The following is a 22,751-nucleotide window of genomic DNA, read 5'->3' on the forward strand; positions in this document are numbered from 1 at the left end:
CGTATCGACGGCTTAGGGGCGGTCTTCTTGAGGAGTATGGGGGAGTTTCCAGTTCGAGACGTGTCGCTGAAGCTTCGGAAGTTTCTCGAAAATCTGCCGGGCTTGTTGCAGCGTGCCCTCAACTGCTCCAGTTGGAGACCTGCCAGCCTTGAGGGGTACGGAAAAGTGCTAGGCCGGTGTCGGGCGCGGATGGCCGTTCTAGGCCACCGATAGCCACCTTGTGTCTCCAGGTCCAAGGGACACTCGCTCCTCTTCCCCTGGCTCGAACCTCACGGCAGTCGGGATGGTCTGCGTGCGCGTTGCTCGCCTTGGCTGAGAGCGGTTCGTTCACGAACCGCGACTGGCCGGTCTCGGCGCGAGGATCTGTTGCAGCACATCGACCTTGTCAGGCGTGCGGACAAGGTTGGGTACTTCGGCCCGCCGTCGTCATGGACCACATGAAGCGCGCTCTCACCGTCGTTCTGCATGCGTAGTTGCAGCGGTTTCTTGCTCTGCTGTGCCCGTGCGAGTTCTTCGTGCAATACGGATGCGCTGAAGTGACGGTCGTTGATGGAAACCAGCTTCATGCCGGGCGCAAGGCCGCTCTTGAAGGCCGGTCCATCCCACAGCATGTCGATGATGTCGCCATCGTCTTTGAGGAACAGGCCGATCGACGCCATGACGTTGATGCCTTTGATCTCCAGTTCGCCCTGCCCGACGTTTTCGATCGCGTGCTGGTACGCGGACGGCTGGTCGGTATAGGCCAGTCGCCAACCGCTGGCGTCGATACCGGAGAGCAGCGGCACCTGCTCGCCTACGCCCTCGGTCCAGTTGTGGAGAAAACTTGCCCAGTCGGATGGTTGCACCTTGTCGAGCGTGGTGACGACGTCATCGAAGGTGTAGGTGTGGGTGACGAAACTGCCGTCGTCGACGTCGAAGAACAGCTGCGCGAAATCGTCGATGGAACGCTGGCCGTGGCTGAGTTCGCGAATCCTCATATCGACGGCAAGCCACAGAAGCTCGCCCTCGCGGTAGAAGTCATTCTCGCGTCGCCAATTGCCCCACGCGGTGGGCGCGGAATAATCCACGGCGACGCTGGTATCCAGCAAAGGCCGCCACGCGCGTCCGGGGCGATACGCCATGTCACTGGCCCGATAAGCGAGCACCTGGCGCCATGTATCGGCCGACCATAAACCGCTGCGCGCGGTCAGTACGTCCCCCAGGTAGACCGTGAGCCCTTCGTAGATCCACAGCATGCCGGGGCGTTCGGGCTGTTCGAAGTCGGGTTGCCACAGACCCGCCGGGCGCATGAACTTTCCGTTCCACGAATGGGTGTACTCGTGGGGAAGTAACGAGGCGTCGAGCATGAAGTGATCGGCGTCAGCGAACATCTTCGAGCCGCTGCGCGCGCGATCGTCACTCGACTGATGATGCTCCAAGCCACCGACTGGCACGTAGTCGCTCAATGTCAGCAACAGGTGGTAGCTGTCGTAGTGGTGGGAATGGAACAGCGCCTGCGCTTGTTCAATCAGTTGGCGGAAACCCGAGATCTGCGGCTCCGACAGATCGAGTGCCACCGCGCTATCGCCGACCATGTCGAGATAGCGGTGCACGGATGACCCTGTCGGCGTCAGGTCGATTTGCCGAAAGTATCTGCCGGCAATCACTGGCGAATCGACCAGTGTGTTGAATGGCACCGGCTTGAAAGCAATCCGCCCATCGTCGTGTGTCGCCGTTTCCAGCGCACTGGCGTAGTGCCAATCGGCAGGAATGACCAGGGTTGGTTGATAGATCAGCGTCTTGGTCGCATGGCCCGCCGGGTACAGCGCCACCTGATCCCAGGAAACGCCCATGAGATTCGGCGTCACCCTTTCCGTGCCGGGAAATTGGAAGTCGATATCCAACTGCTGCGCGCCAGCCGGTACGGTGAGGTGGAAGGTGAACCGATCCAGCTCATCGCGTTGCCATGCGATGCGTTTACCGCCTGCAGTGAACACCAGACCCATGATCTGCTCGATCGGGCCGTCAGGCGAGTGGTCGCCCGGAATCCATTTCGGATAGTAGAGCGTCAACGGGCCCGGTTTGACGGGCATGCTCTCGTGCACGTACAGCAGTTTCTGGCCGGGATCGGGCAAGCGCACCGTCAACGCGATGGTGCCGGGTGGAATGTCGTCGCCCGCTTTGGCGATGCAAGGTGCGGATATCGCCAGGGCCACAACGCCAAGCCATCGTGTCAGTCGTTTCATGCTTCCCTCTGCACAGCGTGACGGGACTGCTCGCGTTTCGTGCCTGCATCGCTCTATGCGCGATCACGGGCGCACGCCGGTCGGCGATGAGCATGCATCGTACATGGCGTTTGACACCATGTAGGGCAAACCAAGTCTCCGACCCATCGCGCATCACGGACGCACGTATCGTCCTTTCCGGGTATCGCTTCGGACGGCTAATTCCGAGCCGCCGTGACGACGATAACCATAACTCCAGGCTATGCCGGATGCAGGTCTTTTCATTGGTGGTTTCCTCAGGGCGATGAGTATGCTCGGGAGACATACCGTTCCGTGGCTGGGGAGCCGCGGCGGTTATGGCCGTAAGCGTTGGGTGTCTGCCGATACGTGAAGCAACACGCCAGGACTTCATCGAGGCAGCACCACTTGGGTTTCATTGTCTGGGGAGAGCAGATCATGAAGGTAACGTCCTTGCGTTCGTTGCATGGAAAGAATGGCCTCCGGCGCAAGGCGCTGGCACTGGCCATCAGTTCGGTCACGCTGGGCTTCACAGGCACTGCGTCGGCACAGGCGACGAACGGCACCATCTACGGAACCGTTCCTGCCGTTGCAGGTGAAACCATCCAGATCACCGGTGGCTCGGGTTTCAATCGCAGCATCGATGTGGGGGCATCCGGCAAGTACTCGGTCACCCTGCCGGTTGGCTCCTATACCGTGTCGCTCCTGCAGGACGGCAAGGTCGTGGACTCACGCAGCGGCGTGAGTCCGGTGGCAGCGGGTTCGGTGGTGGTGGATTTCGCCGTATCGTCGGCTGCGGCAGGGGCCAAGACGCTCGGCACAGTCAGCGTCACTGGCACCAGCTTGCCGCCTATCGACGTGAGCACCACCAATCAGGTGACGACGATCACCGCCAAGCAGTTGCAGCAATTGCCTCTGCAGCGCACCGCCGAGAACATCGCCCTGCTGGCACCGGGCGTCAACCTGGGCTCGCCTGAGGTAGGTGGCGGCCCGCTGGGCACGCCGAACCTGGTGTTCGGTGGTGCGTCGACAGCGGAGAACGCTTACTACCTCGATGGCATGAACACCACCGAGTTGCTCAACAATCAGGGCGGCATTTCCCTGCCGTATGGCGCCATTGAGCAGCAGCAGACCTTCACCAGCGGCTATGACGCCAGGTACGGCCGCTCCATCGGCGGCGTGATTAACCAGATCGGCAAGAGCGGCGATAACGACTGGCATTTCGGCGTGCGCGCCCTGTGGCAGCCGGGCAGCATGCGCGCCGACCCCGACAACTTCTACTACGCCAATCCGCTGGTGACGAATGCGGGCAACAAGCCCGGCGATCTGGCCATCTTCCGCAACAACAACAGCAGCAGCGAGAACATCTACGATGCCTACATCAGCGGTCCGCTGATCAAGGACAAGCTGTTCTTCTTCGTCGGTGCCGAGCAGGACAACACCAACTACCGGACGACTTCGGAGTTCAGCAGCACCGCCACCACCGAAACGTGGAAAGTGCAGGATCCCAAGTTCTATACCAAACTGAACTGGAACATCAACGACAGCAACGTCCTGAGCGCGACCTACCTGCAGAACGCGCACAAGACTGATGGGACGATCTACAACTTCGACTACAACACCCTGAAACAGGGTGACTTCAACAGCCTCGACCAGATCAACCGGACCACCTTCAAGGTTTGGGTGGCCAACTACACCTCGTACATCACCGACGACCTGACCCTGAATGCCACGGTCGGCAAGATGCACGGCACGTACTACACCGGGCAGCCCGGGTATCCCGGTTACGACCCGATGCTGCCGCACATCGCCAGTAACTCACAGCAGGATCCGGCATTTTCGCCGCCCGGCGGCATTTCGAACTCGCAGGTCAACTCCTCGATTGCCGATCCCGACCACAAAGAATCGGTGACCAACTACCGCCTGAACCTGGACTACAAGCTAGGCGACCACGACTTTCAGGTTGGCATCGACAACATCAACTCCCGCGACATCAGTGATGGTTCTGTAGATCCGGGCCCGGGCTATCAATGGATTTATGGGGAGAGCGACCCGGGTTCGCCCGTCTTTGGCGTGAGCCCCAATGTGCCGCCCTACGTCGCGCCATCGACGCAGTGCCACCCTGATTCCACCGGCGTAGTGCGTTGCTATTTCGTGCAACAACACACCGACATCAGCGTGGCTTCCGTTCGTGTCGCGCAACGCGCCCAGTACGTGCTGGATAACTGGCAGGTCACACCCAACCTGCTGTTGAACCTGGGTGTGCGCAACGACCAGTTCACCAACTACGACGCTTCCGGCGTGCCCTATATCCGGTTGACCAAGCCGCAATGGGCACCACGCTTGGGCTTCAGCTGGGACGTGCATGGCGATTCGTCCCTGAAAGTGTTCGGCAACGCCGGCCGTTATTACCTTGCGCTGCCGGAACAGGTGGCGCTGTCCATCGCCGCTCCGGTCACGAACGCCGGCGTGTACGGCACCTACACCGGGATCGATCCGAACACGGGCGCGCCGACCGGTTTCACGCCGCTACCGCAGAACCCGTCGACGGGCGTATCGATCGATAGCGAGTACGGCCAGGCGAAGGACCCGCGCGTTTCCACGGCGCAGAACATCAAGGCCGAGTTCTCGGACAACTACGTGCTGGGCATGCAGCAGCAGTTCGAGATGCTGGGAACGAGCTGGGTGTTCGGCGCCACCGGTACGTATCAGCGCATGGATCGCATCATCGACGACTTCGATGACATCCAGATCGAGTGTGCGGCCGGACGCGCGCAGGGCTATGCCTATATGACGGCAGATACCTGCAGTCAGTGGGCACAGAGCCTGGTACTGGTCAATCCAGGGGAGACCGCCAAGCTGTTGATGCAGTCGCCCAGTGGTGCTCTCGCGCCAGTGACGGTGACTGCCAAGGATCAGGGGTTTCCGAAGGCAGCGACACGCCGTTACTACTCGCTGGACCTGTCACTGGAACACGCGTGGGACGGCAAGTGGTTTGCCAAGTTCGACTACATGTTCTCCCGTACCTGGGGCAACGATGAGGGCCCGGTAAGCACCTATTCGCAGCAGGGTGGTTCCTACGAATCACTCACCACCGCGTGGGATTTCCCGGAGCGCATGGAGTATTCCTCCGGTGTCCTGCCCAACGATCGCAAGCATCAGATCAAGTTCTACGGCGCGTACCAGATCGCCAAAGACTGGGCGGTGGGCGCCAACATCTACATGGCATCCGGCACACCGCGCCTTTGCCGTGGTGGCTACGGCCCGGATCAGCTCGCCCTGCATGGCTCACACACCTATTACTGGTGTGGTGGCGTACCCGTTCCGCCGGGCTCGCTCGGTCGTCTGCCATGGACCCATCAGGTCAACCTCAACGTGGACTACAAGCCGGGTTGGTCAGATCACAAGCTCGACTTCAATCTGGCAGTCATCAACCTGTTCAACCAGCAGACGCCGGTGTTCTACAACGACTTCTACGGCACGACATCCAGCCCGAATCCAGACTACGGACGTGTACAGGACACCGTGGCGCCCCGCTATGTGAGGTTCTCCGTCGCCTACGACTTCTGATGATGCACCGTCATTTCCCCATGCGCCGGGCCTCGCTCGGCGCTTTTTTTTCGCCCTTGTGCCTTGTGTATAGTCAGCTGATCCGACCGCTTCCGGTGACGACATGAGCGAACCTCGACCGACGCTTCCACCGATGGCCGAGCGGATGTTGGCAAGGGCACGCGAGGAATGGGCTCACCGTGCCTTCGATGCCGCGGAGCGGTCATTACTCAACGTGTTGGCTCTGGCGCCCGATGAGCCGACAGCAATGCGGATGCTGGGCATGGTGGCGCAGCGTCGCGGTGACGCCGTGCGGGCTATCGAGTGCTTTCGACGCGTGCTGGCGGTATGGCCTGACGATTCCGATCTGCACGTTTGCCTCGGTATCGCGCTGTTTGAACGCGGCGATATCGACAAGGCGTTGATGCATCTGCGGCATGCCTGTGAACTGCAGCCGCGGTCGGCACCGGCATGGTTCAACCTCGGTGAGGCCTTGGTGAGGGAGGCGCATACCGAAGAAGCCGTCGCGGCCTTGCAACACGCGCTAGAGATAGATCCGGCACATGTGTCCGCGCGACTGTCTCTGTCCAAGGCGCAAGCGAGCCTTGGTGACATCAATGCCGCGATCATGGGCTTCAGGGACGTGGTGCAACGCGAGCCCGCCAACGCCGAAGCATGGTTCGGCTTGTCCAATCTCAATACCGCGCGCTTCGATGCATTGGACGTGGCCTGTCTTGAGCGCGCCCTGGTACGCGGTGACCTGCCGGCGCGTCATCGCGAGCTGTTGGGTTTTGCCCTAGCCAAGGCGCTGGAAGATCAGGGCGACTATGCACGGGCGTTTGATGCCTTCCGGCTAGCCAACACCTCGAGGCGTCAACGGACGCCATGGGATGCCGCGGGCGAACGCAGACGCGTGGAGGCCATCGCCGCGGCGCCCATGAAAGAGGTGCCGCCACCGTTGGATGAGAAGCTGGGCCACGAAGTCATTCTGATCACCAGCATTCCGCGCTCCGGTTCAAGCCTGGTCGAGCAGATTCTTGCCTCGCATCCGGAGGTGACAGGCGCGAACGAGATCAGCGATCTTTCCCGGGTGATCGACGCGGAAACCAAGCGACGTGGCTCTGCGTTCCCGTTGTGGACGGCCGACGCCACCGCGCAGGATTGGCACCGCCTGGGTCAGGAGTATCTCGCGCGAACCGAGCGCTGGCGCAAAGCCAGGCCACGGTTCACTGACAAAAATCTACTCAACTGGTATCTCGTCGGCTCCACGCTGGCCATGCTACCCGCCGCGCGCGTGGTCATCGTTCGGCGCGATCCGGTGGAAACCTGTTTGGCCTGCTACCGTCAACTCTTCAGTGAGAAGAACGGCTTCGGCAGCGATCTCGATGAAATGGCCGACTACTGCATCGACTTCCTTCGCCTGACGCGGTTGTGGCTCGACCGATATCCCACGCAAGTGTTCGATCTTGAATACGAGGCCTTGCAGGCCGAGCCGGAGACGGTGATCCGTCGCTTGCTGGAATTCTGTAACCTGCCATTCGACCCCGCCTGCCTCGATTTTCATAAGACGCAGCGCGCGGTGCGTAGCGCGCCGAGTGCCGCCCAGGTGCGCCAACCTCTGCTACGCAACACCGCGCGCAGTGCGCGATATGGTGATCGGCTCGATCCCCTGCGCCGGCGCCTGCGTGATGCTGGCGTCCTGGTGGATTGAAGAAGGCAGCGTTATCGCGCAGCAATGCGTATCGGCTTGGATGCCGCGCGCCTCAATAGGCTTTCCCGCGCGCGGAGACAGGCCACACCACCTCCACCCTGCCGTTGCGCACGCCGACATACCAGTCGTGCAGGTTGCAGGTTGGGTCGCAGTGCCCGGGGATCAGCTTCAGCTTTTCATTGATGCGCAAGACATCGTGCATATCTTCAATAACGCCGTGCTCGTCGGATGCGCTGACGTACTTCACATCGTCGCGGCCATGAATCACGGGCAGGCCGCTGTCGACGGACTGCACTTTGAGCCCCGCATCGCAGACCGCCTGACCGGGCTTCGCACGGCTCATCACCGACGTCAGAATGAAAAGTGCGTTCTTCCATTCGCCCTGGTCGATGCGATGTCCGTGCCTGTCGAGGATGCGTCCGTAATCTGCATCCATAAAGGCATAGCTGCCGCATTGCAGCTCGTTGTAAACCCCGGAACCGGATTCGAAGTAGTACGAGCCCGTGCCACCACCTGAGATGAGCTCAGGCTTGAGCCCGGCGGCGCGCAGATCTTCGACCACGGCCTTGACCCGGACGACGGCCTCGTCGAGCTGCGCTTTGCGGTCCACATAGTTTTCCAGATGCTGCATGCCGCCCTGGTAGGCCTGGATGCCTGTAAATATCAGGGCCGGTGCGGCAGCGATGGCCTGTGCGATCGCTGTGGCGGCGCTGGGAGTGTCGACGCCGCAGCGCCCTTGGCCGCAGTCGATCTCGACGAGGCATTCCAAGGTGGTGCCGTGCTTCTGCGCAGCGGCGGACAGCTCGCTGACGTTCGCCAGGTCGTCGACGCACACGATGATCCGGGCGCCCCAGGACGGCAGGCGGGCGAGTCGGTCGATCTTGGCGGGATCACGCACCTCGTTGGAAACCAGGATGTCCCGGATACCGCCACGCGCGAACACTTCCGCTTCGGATACCTTCTGGCAGCACACGCCAACCGCGCCACCCAGGTGCTCCTGCAGCTTCTGCACATCCACCGACTTGTGCATCTTGCCGTGGCTGCGGTGGCGCATGCCGTGCGTGCGGGCGTAATCGCCCATTTTGCGGATGTTTCGCTCTAGCGCATCAAGATCGAGGATCAGGCAGGGCGTCTGGATATCCGCCTCATCCATGCCCGGCAACGCGGGTACGTCATAGCCCAGCTCAAGGCCGTCAAACGGCGCATTCATGCGTATCTCCGGCGTTCCGTTTCGTTCTCATTACGGATGCTACTTGCTTATTTGCACGCATGTTCGCGGGTAAAGGCGAGATCTTCATAGTCGGAGCTGAAGTCAGCGTCGGGATCGACCTTGGCCATGCGCAGCGTACCGCCAGCGTGTTCCGGAAAGCGCAGCCAGGCTTCGATCTCGTCGCGATCCCAGTGCACCAGGTAGCGATCGCCGACACGCATGACCTGTCCCGTCAGCAATGGCGACTTCAGTGACGCAAAGCGCACGGTATCGCCTTGTGCGCAAAGCTGCACTTCGCCGAACCACGGGTCGCGCCACACGCCAAGTTGGCCGGCGAGTTCGGTGGGCGTCGCCTTCTTCCGGGAGGACGTGTCGGGAACGTGGGATGTGCGCTGCTGCTGAGCATCGTGTTCCAGCTCATCGGCATAGCTGGTTACGCTGCGCGCCTTGCCGGGCGCCGTGAACTGTTTGGTAAGCACTTCAATCAACACGCTGCGCGCGTCTTCGGCGTCGGCGTTGATCAGCACGACGAAACCGCTCCGGCGGAACGGCAGCAGCGTCATCGCGGAGTACATGCCCGACAGCGTGCCGGTGTGCGACACGGTCATCTGCCCATCGACATCGGCGATGCGCCAGCCATAGCCATAGCCTAAGAAAAGCGTGCCATCCCAGGCGTGGCGACGCGCCGAGATCGGCATGGGCGTATAGGCGGTCCATTCCTTGCGGCGCTGTTCCGGCGACAGCCATGCCAGTTGCTTTTGGGTCGGTACCAGCCAGTTGCTGGCCCAGGTCAGCATGTCGTTAAGGCTGCAGCGCACGCCGCCGGCAGCGTCCATGGTCGCGGGATGCACGATGGGGCCGTCGGCGCGTACCGGCACGAAGTGGCCGTCGTGCAGAAGGTACGGATCGGCCACATTGCCCACCTCATCGCGGTTCCATGTGCCGATCTGGCAGCGGTTCATGCCCAGCGGTTGAAACACCTCTCGACGCAGCAGCGTGGGATAGGGCGCACCGCCAGCGGCGGCGGCGACCTGGCCGGCAACGATGTACAAGGTGTTGTCGTAGGCGTAGCCCGCCCGGAAGCTGTAGGCCGGTTTGAGATAGCGCAGGCCGGCCACGACGTCGTCGGCCGTGAACTGATTGGGCGTGGGCCACAGCATCAGATCACCGGCACCTTCGGGCAGGCCGCTGTGATGCACCAGCAGGTCGCCTACCCGCATGTTGGCGGTGACCCACGGGTCGTACATGCGAAACGACGGCAGGTACTTCGTGACCGGATCGTCCCAGCGTAACTTGCCGTTCTCCACCAATCGCGCCAGCACGGTGGAGGTCATGGCCTTGCTGTTGGAGGCGATGCCGAACAGCGTGTCCGCATCCATGGGCTTGCCGGACGCGAGTTTGCCTTCGGCGCGCGTGTAAACCACTTTGCCATCGTCGATAACCCCGACCGCGATGCCCGGCAGGTGATAGCGGGCCACCACGGCGTCGACCAGCCGGTCGTACTCCGCTGGAGAGGATGTGTCAGGCGCGGATGCATGCGCCATGCTCCCGAGCAGCATCAACGCGGACGCGCAGAAAGTGGATCGGATGAAACGGCGCATGCGTTCTCCCCTATCGGTGCCGTCGTGCCAGCGGCATGGATGATGCCGGTCTGAACTTCCCCGTGGCACTCAGTCCACGCAGCTCGCCAGCAAATGATCCACGATAGCCTCGACGCCCATGGTGACCGGATCCTGGCAGGGCAGTCCGAGTCGGTCTTCAATCTCCCGGCATGCGGCGAGCGCTTCGTGTTCGGCAATGCCTGACGTGTTGAGCGCGACCCCCACCGCCTTGACCGCCGGGTTGGTCAGGCGAGCGGCCGTGATATTCGCCTCCAGGCAGTGCTTGAGATCCGGGAGCGGGCATTCCGGGAGTCCACGCATGTGGTTCCGCGTTGGCTCGTGGCACAGCACCAGTGCATCGGGTTGGGAGCCGTGTAGCAGGCCCAGCGATACGCCGGCGTACAACGGATGGAAGAGCGACCCCTGACCCTCGATGAGATCCCATCCGCCGTCGTTGCGCGCGGGCGAGAGCATTTCGGCGGCGCCCGAGATGAAATCGGCGATGACGGCATCGACGGCGATGCCATCGCCGGCGACGAACATCCCCGTCTGGCCCGTGGCGCGAAAGTCCGCGCTGAGGCCGCGCCGGCGCATGCTGCGTTCGATCGCCAGCGTGGTGTACATCTTGCCGATGGAGCAATCGGTGCCCACGGTTAGCAGTCGCCGGCCGGCTCGTCGCCGACCGTTGCCGATGGGAATGGCACGGTTGGCGTCGCGCGCATCGAACAAGGCCCTGCCGTTAGCGCGGGCTGCCGCAACAATGTCCTTGTTGTCGCGCAGCTTCTGGTGGAGGCCGGCAATCACATTGAGGCCGGCATCCAGCGCGGCGATGATGTCGCCGACCGCCTCGGGCGCCATCATGCCGCCGACGTTGGCAATGCCGATCACCATGGTGTCTGCGCCGGCAGCCTTGGCCTGAACCGGATTCATGTCGGGCAGTCCCAGGGTCAGTGGGCAGTTGCTGCGCCGAAACTGTCCGATGCACCACTCCGGTCGCCAGTAGGCCAGTCCCCTGGCTGTCTTGATGGCCAGGTCATCGGCCTCGCCACCCATATACAGCAGATACGGCGGCCCCCAACGGAGGATGCCGGTCGCTTCATTGCGGTCAGACATGCGTTCCGGACTCCCACCTTTTCTGATCGGCGTCAGACAGTTTGGGCAGCATAACCACGCGCCCCTGCGGCTCACCAATGAAAAAACACGTACATGGCATAACTCAGGGTTGTAGTCGGCACCACACCACGCACGCATCGCTGCACGTCTGTGAGAAATGGCACCTTTGCGAAGACCCGCAAGCTTGAGAGGATGGGGACAGGGGAACGTCGAAAGATTCTGCAAAGTGAATGCGCAACGCGGATGATGCGGAAACGCCATCGCGCCGTTGGCCATTCGGTCGGCGACATCGCGGGACACAGAGAGAGGTGCGGAAGCTACATGCGTTTGCGCTATATCGAGCTCTTTCATGCCGTGTTGACCACCGGCAGCATCACCGGTGCGGCCAAGCTGTTGGATATCTCGCAGCCTGCGGCCAGCAAGGCGCTGCAGAACGCCGAAGACCGGCTCGGCTTTGCCTTGTTCAGTCGCGTGCGGGGACGCCTGTTGCCGACGCAGCAGGCACTGCTGCTGCGCGACCGGATCGAGAAGATCGTGCAGGACGTGCACGACCTGGAACACCTGACCAAGAATATGAGTCAACCGGGCAACTGCCCGTTGCGGGTCACCTGCACGCCGACGCTGGCGCTGACGCTACTGGCTTCGGCGGTGATGCTGCTGCGCGAGGCGTTTCCCGATGTGGTGGCCGAATTGTCCACGCAGCATTCGGCGGCGATGTGCGAGTCGCTGACGCTGCTCGAAACCGACATCGGGCTCACGCTGCAGGACACGGGGCACCACAATCTTCGCCAACGGGTGCTGTGCCGCGGTCAGGTGATGGTGATCGCCCCGCCCGGCTGGTGGCCCGAAGAGGAACTGGGACAACCGTTGCCGATTGGCGCGCTGGCCAACCAACCGATGATCGGCATCAATGTGCGCGATGCTCTGGGCAGCATGCTGCAAAGCCATCTCTCCAAGATCGAGCCGGAGCCGAAGATCAACGTCGCGGTGCAGACCTACCAATTGGCGCATTCCCTCGTCGCCAAGGGCGAAGGCCTGGCGCTGGTCGATCCCTTCACCGCGCGCTGCGGCGGCCCCAAGAGCGTGCAGATCCGTCCGCTGAAGCCACATCTCGAAGTCGTGCTGTACGCCATGCATCGGCCCGACAGCCCATTGAATCAGGTGCAGAAGCGGTTCCTTGATATCGTGCGGCAGCTCGCCCAGCTCATGCTCGCGCAAAGTTGAAGAAGGCACGGAGCGTGCGGTAACCGGTAACCTCACCAAATAACGTTCGCGCAGCGAATGGAGGATTCGATGAAGTCGTTCCGACTGTTGATTCCAGGCATCGCATTGGTTTTCTCCGCCGCCAGTGTGGCGGACAACGCACCGATCCGTGGCTTCCCGCCGCCGCTGCAGCCAGCAGACCTGGTGCTGCTTGATGCGACTATCGTCACGCTTGATCCGCTGCAACCTCACGCGCAGGCGCTGGCCGTTCGCGATGGGCGTATCGCGGCACTCGGCAGCGACGATGCGATTCGGCACTACGTCGGCGCAAAAACCAAGGTGCTGGACCTGCACGGCGCCTTCGTTACGCCGGGTTTCATCGAAGGCCATGGCCACCTGATGGATACCGGCGAAGCACTGATGCAGGTAGACGTGGGCAAGGCTGCCAGCTGGGACGAGATCGTCTCGATTGTGAAGGCGGCTGTGGCCAAGGCAAAGCCTGGCGAGTGGATCATCGGCCAGGGCTGGCAGCAAGCAAAGTGGAACAAGGTGCCGCAGCCGAATGTCGATGGGCTGCCGTTGCCGACGAAACTGGATGCGATCTCGCCCAACAACCCCGTGCTGCTCAACCACGCCAGCGGGCACGGCATCTATGCCAATGCGCAGGCGCTCAAGCTCGCCGGCATCACCGACACCACGCCCGACCCTGCGGGCGGCACCATCGTGCGCGATGCGCAAGGCCGTGCCATGGGCATGCTGCGCGACAGTGCAGCCGACCCCGTGTTTGCCGCGTACGACCGTTATGTGACCTCGTTGCCCGCGGCCGACCGGGCGGCACACCGCGAGCGCGCCTTGCAACTGGCCGTGCAGAACGAGGTCAGCAAGGGCATCACCAGCTTCGTTGACCAGGGTGAGAGTTTCGAGACGGTCGACTGGATGAAGCAGCAGTTCGCCAAGGGCCAGCCGTTGCGTTTGTACGTGTACATCGATGAGAAGTCGGTCGACAAGCTCGACAAGCATCTCGTTGACTATCGCATTGCCGGCTATGCCGACCACCATTTCACCGTGCTCGGCCTGGGTGAGGACGTCTCCGATGGTGCGTTGGGCACGCACAGCGCGTGGTTCCTGGCGCCTTACAACGACGCTCCCGGCATCACCGGTAAGAACGTCACCGCGATGAGCGACATCGCTCAGATGGCAAAGATCGCCGCGCGCGACGGATTTCAGATGGCCATCCATGCTATCGGTGATCGCGCGAATCGCGAACTGTTGGATCTCTACCAGAACGTCTTTACGCAATACCCCGCTGCGACGGCGCTGCGCTGGCGCATCGAGCACGCACAGCATCTGGATCCCGCTGACATCCCGCGTTTTGCGGAGTTGGGCGTCATCGCTTCGATGCAATCCATCCACACGTGTTCGGATGCGCCGATGGTCGTGCCTCACCTTGGTGAGAAGCGCGCGCAGGAGGGTGCCTACGTTTGGAAGACACTTATCGACAGCGGAGTCATCGTGCTGGACGGTACCGATACGCCTGTCGAAGACACCAACCCCATTCCCAACTTCTACTGCGGCGTCACCCGTGCCTACGGCCACGGCACGAAGACGTTCTACCCCGCACAAGCCAAGACCCGGTTGCAGGAACTGCAGTCCTACACCTGGAATAACGCCTACGCCATGCTTCAAGAGCACGAGCTAGGCTCCCTTTCGCCGGGCAAGTTGGCCGATCTTGATGTGTTCTCCGGCGACCTGTTGACCCTGCCCGCCGAAGACATTCTGCGTACGCGAGTGCTCTACACCATCGTCGGCGGCAAGATCGTGTACCAACGTCCCGGCGCAGATGGCTGGCACAAGGGGCAGCTATTCGACGCGATGCCCGAGTTCGATCACGCCGAATGAGCTTGGGGTCAGCGTCGTGGACAGGTGCTCTCGGTCTTTAGTGCCCTCGCCATCCTTGGGTTGCCCCGCATGCTTTCGTTTGCGGTAATCGGCCCGTGGGTGGACCACGGGCAGAGCATCTAACGGGCTCAAACCGGGTTGCACGCGGCCGAGGCGGTAGAATGGCTTCATGCATATCTTCAAAGAATTCCACATCGAGGCAGCCCATCGTCTGCCGAACGTGCCGCCAGGCCATAAGTGCGCGCGGCTACATGGCCATTCCTTTCGCATCCAGATCCACGTGGAGGGCGAGCCCGATCCCACGCTCGGTTGGGTGATGGACTTTGCCGACGTCAAGGCGGCGTTTGCGCCGCTGTTCGATCAGCTCGACCACCACTACCTCAACGACATCGAAGGCCTGGAGAACCCGACCAGCGAGATGCTTTGCCGCTGGATCTTCAAGCGTCTGGAACCCGCGCTGCCGGGTCTGGATAAGGTGGTCGTGCACGAGACCTGTACCTCGGGTGCCAGTTGCAGTCGTGACAGTTTTTGACGCGGCGCAAAATTAGATCGTTTCAATGTAATGTGTTGGTAATATTGAATTTTCTGTGACATAAAGGCTTGTTCAGAAAAAATATATTGCAATGCACAAAATGACTTGGTAGGGTGCGTGCCACTACCCCAATTCCCGTCGAGGGACCAAGTCATGACGCAGCAACTGAACGCCCAGGTTTTTGCCTACGCCAAGCAGCTGGCTGACAGCGCTTTCAAGGCCCAGGCCGTCGCCCTGAAGGGCCTGGAGCAGGTCGCCGAACTGCAGATCCGTGCGCTTGAGAAGCAGTCCGAAGCTGCCGCTGAGTTCATCAGTGGTGCCTTCGAAACCCGTGATGCTGATGGCCTGCGTGTTCTGTGGGAAAAGGCTGCCACCGCCGGTCGCGAGAATGCCGAGCGCGCCGTGTCCGTGACCCAGGAAATCATCGCCGTGACGCAGAAAACTGCTGAGTCGCTGAGCGCGCTCGTGCAGGAACAGCAGCAGGCCGCCAACGACGCCGTGACCGCGCCGGTCGCTGCCGTCAAGAAGGCTGCTGCCGCCGCTAAGTAAGGCCGTTTGCAGACGCAGCGCTTCTTCCCCCCAGTTGCGTCAAAGGGCCGGACGATTGTCCGGCCCTTTTTCTATCCGCGATTTCTCACGATCCAATCGTTTTGTGAACGAAATCGCCTGTTGACAAGATGCCGCGGCAAGCGCGGCTTGTCGCTGTAAATGCCTCGCTGATATACTTTTTGGGATTGGACCGTGGCCCGTAGCTGGTTCGGTGCCGCCTAGAGCGAAGCCGCACGGGAACGTCACGTGATCAACAGTCTTGCTTCCGGTCGTCGTCTGGCGCTGCGCATTTTCTTGCTGCAGCTTGCCGTGGCGGTGATCCTGGCACTCACCTTCCTTTTGCAGGGGCCGCGCCAAGCTTTGGCGGCCGCTGCAGGCGCCACACTCGTGGCGCTGGGTACTGCGCTACTGGCGTGGCGTACCTTCAGGGGCCTGGGTGGTGGCGGCATGACGATGTGGCGCGTGATGTCAGGCATGGTCCTGAAGTGGATCGTGATCGGCGGAGGGCTCGTCGCGATCTTCGGTCAATGGAAATTACCGCCACTAGCTGCCATCACGGGGCTGGTGGCTGCTTACGCAATAAATCTGCTGGCGTTCAGATTCAAGGGCTAACACATGGCAAGCGAGCCGCAGGGCGGACTAACGGAATACATCCAGCATCACCTTCACCACAACACGGTGAGCTTGGGTGATGGTGCCTTCATGAAGATCCACGTGGACTCGATCCTTGTGGCCTTCCTGCTGGGCGCCGTGTTCTGCCTGTGGTTCTGGCTGAAGGCCCGCAAGGCCACTTCGGGCGTGCCGTCCAAGGGTCAGGCCTTCGTCGAGCTGATCGTGGAGTTCGTCGACACCCAGGTGAAGGACACCTTCCACGGCGACCGCCGTACGGTGACCCCGCTGGCGCTGTCGATCTTCATGTGGGTGGTCTTCCTCAACGCCATGGACCTGCTGCCACTGGATGCCCCGAGCTGGACGGTGAAGACTGCCGCCGGTGCCGAAGTGGCCCACCACACGTTCTTCCGCTGGGTGCCGACCGCCGATATCAACACCACCTTGGGCCTGGCCCTGGCCGTGTTTTTCATCGTGCTTGCGCACGGCGTGAAGGCGAAGGGTGCGGGCGGCTTCGGTTGGGAGTTGCTCACTGCTCCGTTCCATGCGGACAACATCGTCGTCAAGATCATCCTGATGCCGTTCAATCTCGCGCTGAACGTCATTGAATACCTGTCTAAGCCGGTGTCGCTTGCCATGCGACTGTTCGGCAACATGTACGGCGGCGAGCTGGTATTCATGCTGATCGCGGGCTTGTTCGCGGGCTGGATCAGCTTCCTGCCGGGCGTGCTGTTCAACACTGCATGGGCGATCTTCCACATTCTGATCATCCTGCTGCAGGCATTCATCTTCATGATGCTCACCATCGTGTACATCGCCACGGCGCGCGAGCATCACTGAGTTTTTTGTTCCATCCGGTTCCGCTTTAAACCGCTTTGCCTTTATCACTCTTTAGAAAGATCCATAGGAGAATTCCATGAACGTCGCCGAACTTCTTACCCATGTGCAGGGCCTGACCGCCATCGCCATCGGCATCATCATTGGCCTCGGCGCTCTGGGCGCTTGCTTGGGCATCGCCATCATGGGTTCCAAGTTCCTCGAGTCTGCTGCCCGTCAGCCGGAACTGGTTCCGCTGCTGCAGGGCCGCATGTTCCTGCTCGCCGGCCTGATCGACGCTGCATTCATCATCGGCTTGGCCGTGGCGCTGCTGTTCGCTTTCTCGAACCCGCTGCTGTCGGCCGTGCAGGCCGCCGCCGGTCACTAATCGGCGCGAATTGAGTCGTCGCAGCGGACATCCGCTGCGACGATGGGCGGTTTAACGCGTTACCGGAGTTAATTGGAAAGCTCATGGATATCAATCTGACTTTCCTGGGCCAGATGGTTTCTTTCGCCATCCTGGTCTGGTTCACCACCAAGTTCATCTGGCCGCAACTCAATCACGCGATTGAAGAGCGCCAGAAAAAGGTTGCCGATGGTCTGGCCGCCGCCGAAAAGGCGCGCGCCGAACTGAAGGATGCCGACGCCAAGGTCGCCAACGAGATCAAGCAGGCTCGTCAGCAGGCCAACGAGATCGTCGAGCGCGCACAGCAGCAGGCCAACCAGATCGTGGACAAGGCTCGCGCCGAAGCAATCGGCGAAGCCAACCGCGTGAAGGCCAATGCCGCCGAGGAAATCGTGAGCATGCAACAGCGTGCGCGCGAAGAGCTGCGTGGCTGGGTTGGCCGTCTGGCCATCCAGGGCGCGGAAAAGATCGTGCAGCGTGAAGTCGATGCCAACGCCCACAAGGCGATGCTCGACCAGCTTGTGTCCGAGATCTAAGCCATGGCGCAGGCAATCACCCTCGCCCGCCCCTATGCGCGTGCTGCCTTCGAGCTGGCCCATGAGGCCGGCTCGCTTGGCGCTTGGTCGCAGGCGCTGATCTTTGCCGCAGAAGTGGCCAAGGATCCGCGCGTGGCCGGTTTCGGCAACGATCCCCGCGTGTCGCCGGAGCAGCTCGTTGCGCTGCATCTGCCGCAGGGCGTGGCTGCCGACGCACCGTTCGCCCGTTTTCTGGGTGAACTGGCCGAGCACCGTCGCATGGCGTTGCTGCCGGAAATCGCGAAGCTGTATGAACAGTACAAGCGTGAATCCGAGTCGCAGCTGCTGGTTAAGGTGACCAGTGCGTTCGCGCTGGACGCCGCGCAAGCCGAACAGCTCAAGGCATCGCTCAAGCGTCGCTTCAAGCGCGAGATCGAACTGGAAACCCAGGTCGATGCATCGCTGCTGGGTGGTGTGGTGATCGATACCGGCAGCGAAGTGATCGATGGCTCCGCCCGTGGACGTCTGGCGCGCATGACCCGCGCGCTGACGGCATAAGTATTTAAGCGAAGTCCGTTTCGCGAAGAGCAAAAACCAGCCATCGATGGCTGGACTCTTCAAAAAAAGACTCAAATCTCAGGATATCGACCCATGTCCAGCTCCACCTTGAACCCGTCCGAGATCAGCGAACTGATCAAGACTCGCATCGAGCAGTTCAAGCTCGGCGCGGAAGCACGTAACGAAGGCACGATCATCAGCGTGTCCGACGGCATCGTGCGCATCCACGGCCTGGCCGACGTGATGCAGGGCGAAATGATCGAACTGCCGGGCAACTCGTTCGCCCTGGCGCTGAACCTCGAGCGTGACTCGGTCGGTGCCGTGGTACTGGGCGAGTACCAGCACTTGCGCGAAGGCGACACCGCCAAGACCACCGGCCGCATCCTCGAAGTGCCGACCGGTCCGGAACTGCTGGGTCGCGTTGTCGATTCGCTGGGCAACCCGATCGATGGCAAGGGTCCGCTCAACGCCAAGACCAGCTCGCCGATCGAGAAGGTCGCTCCGGGCGTGATCTGGCGCCAGTCGGTCGACCAGCCGGTGCAGACCGGCTACAAGTCTGTCGACTCGATGATCCCGATCGGCCGTGGTCAGCGTGAGCTGATCATCGGCGACCGCCAGACCGGCAAGACCGCGCTGGCTATCGACGCGATCATCAACCAGAAAGACTCCGGCATTAAGTGCATCTACGTTGCCATCGGCCAGAAGCGTTCGTCGATCGCCAACGTGGTGCGCAAGCTCGAAGAGCACGGCGCGCTGGCCAACACCATCGTGGTGGTTGCTTCGGCCTCCGAGTCCGCTGCGTTGCAGTACATCGCGCCGTACGCCGGCTGCGCCATGGGCGAGTACTTCCGTGACCGCGGCGAAGACGCACTGATCATCTATGACGATCTGTCCAAGCAGGCCGTGGCCTACCGCCAGATCTCGCTGCTGCTGAAGCGCCCGCCGGGTCGCGAAGCCTACCCGGGCGACGTGTTCTATCTCCACTCGCGTCTGCTTGAGCGCGCAGCTCGCGTCTCCGCGGAGTACGTCGAGAAGTTCACCAACGGCGAAGTGAAGGGCAAGACCGGTTCGCTGACGGCGCTGCCGATCATCGAAACGCAGGCCGGTGACGTGTCCGCGTTCGTGCCGACCAACGTGATCTCGATCACCGACGGCCAGATCTTCCTGGAAACCGATCTGTTCAACGCCGGCATCCGTCCGGCCGTGAACGCCGGTATCTCGGTGTCGCGCGTGGGCGGTGCCGCCCAGACCAAGATTGTGAAGAAGCTGTCCGGTGGCGTGAAGCTGGCCTTGGCGCAGTTCCGTGAGCTGGCTGCGTTCGCGCAGTTTGCCTCGGACCTCGACCCGGCCACCCGTGCCCAGCTGGATCGTGGCCAGCGTGTGACCGAGCTGATGAAGCAGTCGCAGTACGCGCCGCTCTCCATCGCCGAACTCGCCCTGTCCGTGTACGCCGCCGAGAAGGGCTACCTCGATGACCTGCCGGTCAACAAGGTGCTGCCGTTCGAGAAGGGCCTGCACGCCTTCATGCACCAGAACCATGGCGAGCTGATGAAGAAGATCGTCGCCACCGGTGACTGGAACAACGACATCGAAGCCACCTTCAAGTCCTCGCTCGACGAGTACAAGAAGACCGGTAGCTGGTAAGCAGTAAAGGGTGTACGGCCGTCCATACGGCCGTACCGCACTCCGGTGAAACAACCGGGATCGCACTAACCCACTAGGTTGAGGCAAACGTGGCAAGCGGACGCGAAATCAAAACCAAGATCAAGAGCACGCAGAACATGCGCAAGGTGACGCGCGCGCTCGAGATGGTCTCGGCCTCGAAGATCCGCAAGGCGCAGGATCTGATGAAGGCCTCGCGTCCCTATGCGCGCTCGATGCGCAAGGTGATCGCGCACGTGGCCCAGGCCAGCACTGACTTCAGCCATCCGTTCCTGCAGGAACGCGAGAAGGTGGCGCGCGTCGGTTTCCTGGTCGTCAGCACCGATCGCGGCCTGTGCGGCGGTCTGAATTCGAATCTGTTCCGTCGCCTGCTTCCGATCATTCAGGAATGGCAGGAAAAGGGCGCAGAGATCGATGTCGTTGCCGTCGGCCAGAAGGCCGTCCAGTTCTTCCGCCGTCTCAAGGGCGTGAACCTGATTGGCAGCGCCACGCACCTCGGCGAGAAGCCCAAGGTCGACGACCTGGTCGGCGTGATCAAGGTGCTGCTCGATGCCTACACGGGCGGGAAGCTGGATCGGGTGTTCCTGGCGCACAACGATTTCGTCAACACCATGACGCAGAAGCCGTCGATCCACGCGCTGCTGCCGTTGCCGGTGGTGGCGCAGGAAATGGTGAGCGCCGAGGGTCAGCCGAATTCGCCGGATTTCCCGGTGGCCGGCCTCAAGCTCGAGCAGAAGCACGATTGGGACTACATCTACGAACCCGACGCAGCCAGCGTGCTGGAGTTCGTATTGGGTCGCTACATCGAGTCGGTGGTGTACCAGGGTGTGCTGGAGAATCTCGCCAGCGAGCATGCCGCGCGCATGGTCGCTATGAAGGCGGCTTCGGATAACGCTAACAAGGTGATCGGCGAACTGACGCTGATCTACAACAAGGCGCGTCAGGCTGCGATTACCCAGGAAATCTCGGAAATCGTGAGCGGCGCCGCGGCTGTATAAATGCGCTCATCCATGAGCGCGAAGATCAAATGGGCGGCCATCCATGGCCGCACTGTTCACTAAAACCACGCGACCGTCACAGGGCGCGGGTAGTCCAAAACACTAAAGATCCATCCGGAGCACATCCATGAGTCAGGGCAAAGTTGTACAGATCATCGGCGCGGTTATCGACGTGGAGTTTGCACGCGATCAGGTGCCGCAGGTTTACGACGCGCTGAAGATCGACGGCACCGACATCACGCTGGAAGTCCAGCAGGTGCTGGGTGACGGCATCGTCCGTACGATTGCCCTCGGTTCCACCGATGGCCTCAAGCGTGGCCTCGTGGCCCGCAACACTGGCGAAGGCATCAAGGTGCCGGTTGGCAACGCAACCCTTGGCCGCATCATGGACGTGCTCGGCAGCCCCATCGACGAAGCCGGCCCGATCGACACCAAGGATCACTGGGTCATCCACCGCGAGGCTCCGAGCTACGCCGACCAGGCGACCTCGAATGACTTGCTGGAGACCGGCATCAAGGTCATCGACCTGATCTGCCCGTTCGCCAAGGGCGGCAAGGTTGGCCTGTTCGGCGGCGCCGGCGTGGGCAAGACCGTGAACATGATGGAGCTGATCAACAACATCGCGAAGGCGCACGCGGGTTTGTCCGTGTTCGCTGGCGTGGGTGAGCGTACCCGCGAGGGCAACGACTTCTACCACGAGATGAAAGACTCCAACGTGCTCGACAAGGTGGCCATGGTGTACGGCCAGATGAACGAGCCGCCGGGCAACCGTCTGCGCGTGGCGCTGACCGGCCTGACCATGGCCGAGTACTTCCGCGACGAGAAGGACGAGCACGGCAAGGGCAAGGACGTGTTGCTGTTCGTGGACAACATCTACCGCTACACGCTGGCCGGTACCGAAGTGTCCGCGCTGCTGGGTCGTATGCCGTCCGCCGTGGGTTACCAGCCGACGCTGGCCGAGGAAATGGGCGTTCTGCAGGAGCGCATCACCTCGACCAAGACCGGTTCGATCACGTCGATCCAGGCCGTTTACGTGCCCGCGGACGATCTGACCGACCCGTCGCCGGCCACCACCTTCGCGCACTTGGACTCCACCGTCACGCTGTCGCGTAACATCGCGTCGCTGGGTATCTACCCGGCCGTGGATCCGCTGGATTCCACCAGCCGCCAGCTCGATCCGGGCATTGTCGGCGCCGAGCACTACGACGTGGCCCGCCGCGTGCAGGGCACGCTGCAGCGCTACAAGGAGCTCAAGGACATCATCGCGATCCTGGGCATGGACGAGTTGTCGGAAGACGACAAGCAGGCCGTGTCGCGCGCCCGCAAGATCGAGCGCTTCTTCTCGCAGCCGTTCCACGTGGCCGAAGTGTTCACCGGTTCGCCGGGCAAGTACGTGCCGCTGAAGGAAACGATTCGCGGCTTCAAGATGATCGTGGACGGCGACGTGGATCACCTGCCGGAGCAGGCGTTCTACATGGTCGGCGGCATCGACGAGGCCATCAAGAAGGCCGAGGAAATGGGCGCCAAGAAGGCAGCCTGATCCTCTGACGGCGCCTGGAGCAGTTGATTAAGAGTCAACTGCTCTACCGCCACTGCTT

General features: G+C 61.8%; 18 protein-coding genes. 14 read left to right on the forward strand and 4 right to left on the reverse strand.

Annotation, left to right across the window (positions count from 1 at the left end):
• Window positions 1-269: 269 nt before the first annotated feature.
• On the reverse strand, window positions 270-2,225 hold the full coding sequence (locus DYST_RS15725; protein ID WP_239946558.1) for a M61 family peptidase: 1,956 nt from the start codon (window positions 2,223-2,225) through the stop codon (window positions 270-272).
• 435 nt (window positions 2,226-2,660) lie between these two features.
• Here DYST_RS15725 and DYST_RS15730 point away from each other — a divergent pair, with 435 nt between their 5' ends.
• Together DYST_RS15730 and DYST_RS15735 are read left to right on the forward strand one after the other, a co-directional pair.
• Window positions 2,661-5,792, forward strand: a complete 3,132-nt coding sequence (locus DYST_RS15730; protein ID WP_239946559.1) for a TonB-dependent receptor — start codon at window positions 2,661-2,663, stop codon at window positions 5,790-5,792.
• Window positions 5,793-5,895: 103 nt separating this feature from the next.
• On the forward strand, window positions 5,896-7,482 hold the full coding sequence (locus DYST_RS15735) for a tetratricopeptide repeat-containing sulfotransferase family protein (RefSeq protein WP_239946560.1): 1,587 nt from the start codon (window positions 5,896-5,898) through the stop codon (window positions 7,480-7,482).
• A gap of 52 nt (window positions 7,483-7,534) precedes the next feature.
• Here the strand turns inward: DYST_RS15735 and bhcC are convergent, their stop codons facing one another.
• The 3 genes from bhcC to dgcN form a co-directional block, all read right to left on the reverse strand.
• On the reverse strand, window positions 7,535-8,692 hold the full coding sequence (bhcC, locus tag DYST_RS15740; protein WP_239946561.1) for a 3-hydroxy-D-aspartate aldolase BhcC: 1,158 nt from the start codon (window positions 8,690-8,692) through the stop codon (window positions 7,535-7,537).
• Between the two features lie 47 nt (window positions 8,693-8,739).
• Window positions 8,740-10,293: a serine hydrolase domain-containing protein gene (locus tag DYST_RS15745; RefSeq protein WP_239946562.1), complete on the reverse strand. Its 1,554-nt coding sequence runs from the start codon at window positions 10,291-10,293 to the stop codon at window positions 8,740-8,742.
• A gap of 69 nt (window positions 10,294-10,362) precedes the next feature.
• Window positions 10,363-11,406 (reverse strand): N-acetyltransferase DgcN, encoded by a 1,044-nt coding sequence (gene dgcN / locus DYST_RS15750; RefSeq protein ID WP_239946563.1) that lies wholly within the window; start codon window positions 11,404-11,406, stop codon window positions 10,363-10,365.
• Between the two features lie 321 nt (window positions 11,407-11,727).
• On the opposite strand from dgcN, the gene DYST_RS15755 reads away from it, so the two are divergent.
• The 12 genes from DYST_RS15755 to atpD all read left to right on the forward strand — a co-directional run bounded on the left by DYST_RS15755 (window position 11,728) and on the right by atpD (window position 22,693).
• A complete protein-coding gene (locus tag DYST_RS15755; protein WP_239946564.1) occupies window positions 11,728-12,630 on the forward strand; it encodes a LysR family transcriptional regulator in 903 nt (300 codons plus the stop codon).
• Between the two features lie 69 nt (window positions 12,631-12,699).
• Window positions 12,700-14,508, forward strand: coding sequence for an amidohydrolase (locus DYST_RS15760; RefSeq protein ID WP_239946565.1), 1,809 nt, complete (start codon window positions 12,700-12,702; stop codon window positions 14,506-14,508).
• A gap of 169 nt (window positions 14,509-14,677) precedes the next feature.
• Entirely contained in the window at window positions 14,678-15,040 is a 363-nt protein-coding gene (queD, locus tag DYST_RS15765) for a 6-carboxytetrahydropterin synthase QueD (protein WP_102301687.1), read from the forward strand.
• Window positions 15,041-15,193: 153 nt separating this feature from the next.
• A complete protein-coding gene (locus tag DYST_RS15770) occupies window positions 15,194-15,589 on the forward strand; it encodes a phasin family protein (RefSeq protein WP_102301688.1) in 396 nt (131 codons plus the stop codon).
• Window positions 15,590-15,835: 246 nt separating this feature from the next.
• Complete coding sequence (locus DYST_RS15775; RefSeq protein ID WP_102301689.1) at window positions 15,836-16,201, forward strand: ATP synthase subunit I; 366 nt, start codon at window positions 15,836-15,838, stop codon at window positions 16,199-16,201.
• A gap of 3 nt (window positions 16,202-16,204) precedes the next feature.
• Window positions 16,205-17,038 carry a F0F1 ATP synthase subunit A gene (atpB, locus tag DYST_RS15780; protein WP_239946566.1) on the forward strand — a complete coding sequence of 278 codons (834 nt, stop codon included), beginning with the start codon at window positions 16,205-16,207 and terminating at the stop codon, window positions 17,036-17,038.
• Between the two features lie 76 nt (window positions 17,039-17,114).
• On the forward strand, window positions 17,115-17,402 hold the full coding sequence (atpE, locus tag DYST_RS15785; protein ID WP_199042133.1) for a F0F1 ATP synthase subunit C: 288 nt from the start codon (window positions 17,115-17,117) through the stop codon (window positions 17,400-17,402).
• A gap of 83 nt (window positions 17,403-17,485) precedes the next feature.
• Window positions 17,486-17,956 carry a F0F1 ATP synthase subunit B gene (locus DYST_RS15790; protein ID WP_239946567.1) on the forward strand — a complete coding sequence of 157 codons (471 nt, stop codon included), beginning with the start codon at window positions 17,486-17,488 and terminating at the stop codon, window positions 17,954-17,956.
• A 3-nt stretch (window positions 17,957-17,959) separates the two neighbouring features.
• On the forward strand, window positions 17,960-18,493 hold the full coding sequence (locus tag DYST_RS15795; RefSeq protein ID WP_239946568.1) for a F0F1 ATP synthase subunit delta: 534 nt from the start codon (window positions 17,960-17,962) through the stop codon (window positions 18,491-18,493).
• Between the two features lie 93 nt (window positions 18,494-18,586).
• Entirely contained in the window at window positions 18,587-20,137 is a 1,551-nt protein-coding gene (atpA, locus tag DYST_RS15800; RefSeq protein WP_102301694.1) for a F0F1 ATP synthase subunit alpha, read from the forward strand.
• An 89-nt stretch (window positions 20,138-20,226) separates the two neighbouring features.
• The gene (gene atpG, locus DYST_RS15805) at window positions 20,227-21,153 is read left to right on the forward strand and encodes a F0F1 ATP synthase subunit gamma (RefSeq protein ID WP_102301695.1); all 927 of its coding nucleotides are present in this window, start codon (window positions 20,227-20,229) and stop codon (window positions 21,151-21,153) included.
• 127 nt (window positions 21,154-21,280) lie between these two features.
• Window positions 21,281-22,693, forward strand: coding sequence for a F0F1 ATP synthase subunit beta (gene atpD, locus DYST_RS15810; RefSeq protein ID WP_102301696.1), 1,413 nt, complete (start codon window positions 21,281-21,283; stop codon window positions 22,691-22,693).
• Window positions 22,694-22,751 lie beyond the last annotated feature (58 nt).

Source organism: Dyella terrae (assembly GCF_022394535.1).
Lineage (GTDB): Bacteria > Pseudomonadota > Gammaproteobacteria > Xanthomonadales > Rhodanobacteraceae > Dyella.

Bases quoted from the DNA above. Each gene is read 5' to 3' on its own strand.
- queD (WP_102301687.1), top strand. From the start codon at position 14,678: ATGCATATCTTCAAAGAATTCCACATCGAGGCAGCCCATCGTCTGCCG.
- atpE (WP_199042133.1), top strand. From the start codon at position 17,115: ATGAACGTCGCCGAACTTCTTACCCATGTGCAGGGCCTGACCGCCATC.
- atpB (WP_239946566.1), top strand. From the start codon at position 16,205: ATGGCAAGCGAGCCGCAGGGCGGACTAACGGAATACATCCAGCATCAC.
- DYST_RS15760 (WP_239946565.1), top strand. From the start codon at position 12,700: ATGAAGTCGTTCCGACTGTTGATTCCAGGCATCGCATTGGTTTTCTCC.
- atpD (WP_102301696.1), top strand. From the start codon at position 21,281: ATGAGTCAGGGCAAAGTTGTACAGATCATCGGCGCGGTTATCGACGTG.
- DYST_RS15730 (WP_239946559.1), top strand. From the start codon at position 2,661: ATGAAGGTAACGTCCTTGCGTTCGTTGCATGGAAAGAATGGCCTCCGG.
- DYST_RS15725 (WP_239946558.1), bottom strand. From the start codon at position 2,225: ATGAAACGACTGACACGATGGCTTGGCGTTGTGGCCCTGGCGATATCC.
- DYST_RS15755 (WP_239946564.1), top strand. From the start codon at position 11,728: ATGCGTTTGCGCTATATCGAGCTCTTTCATGCCGTGTTGACCACCGGC.
- DYST_RS15735 (WP_239946560.1), top strand. From the start codon at position 5,896: ATGAGCGAACCTCGACCGACGCTTCCACCGATGGCCGAGCGGATGTTG.
- DYST_RS15795 (WP_239946568.1), top strand. From the start codon at position 17,960: ATGGCGCAGGCAATCACCCTCGCCCGCCCCTATGCGCGTGCTGCCTTC.
- dgcN (WP_239946563.1), bottom strand. From the start codon at position 11,406: ATGTCTGACCGCAATGAAGCGACCGGCATCCTCCGTTGGGGGCCGCCG.
- DYST_RS15790 (WP_239946567.1), top strand. From the start codon at position 17,486: ATGGATATCAATCTGACTTTCCTGGGCCAGATGGTTTCTTTCGCCATC.
- bhcC (WP_239946561.1), bottom strand. From the start codon at position 8,692: ATGAATGCGCCGTTTGACGGCCTTGAGCTGGGCTATGACGTACCCGCG.
- DYST_RS15745 (WP_239946562.1), bottom strand. From the start codon at position 10,293: ATGCGCCGTTTCATCCGATCCACTTTCTGCGCGTCCGCGTTGATGCTG.
- DYST_RS15770 (WP_102301688.1), top strand. From the start codon at position 15,194: ATGACGCAGCAACTGAACGCCCAGGTTTTTGCCTACGCCAAGCAGCTG.
- atpA (WP_102301694.1), top strand. From the start codon at position 18,587: ATGTCCAGCTCCACCTTGAACCCGTCCGAGATCAGCGAACTGATCAAG.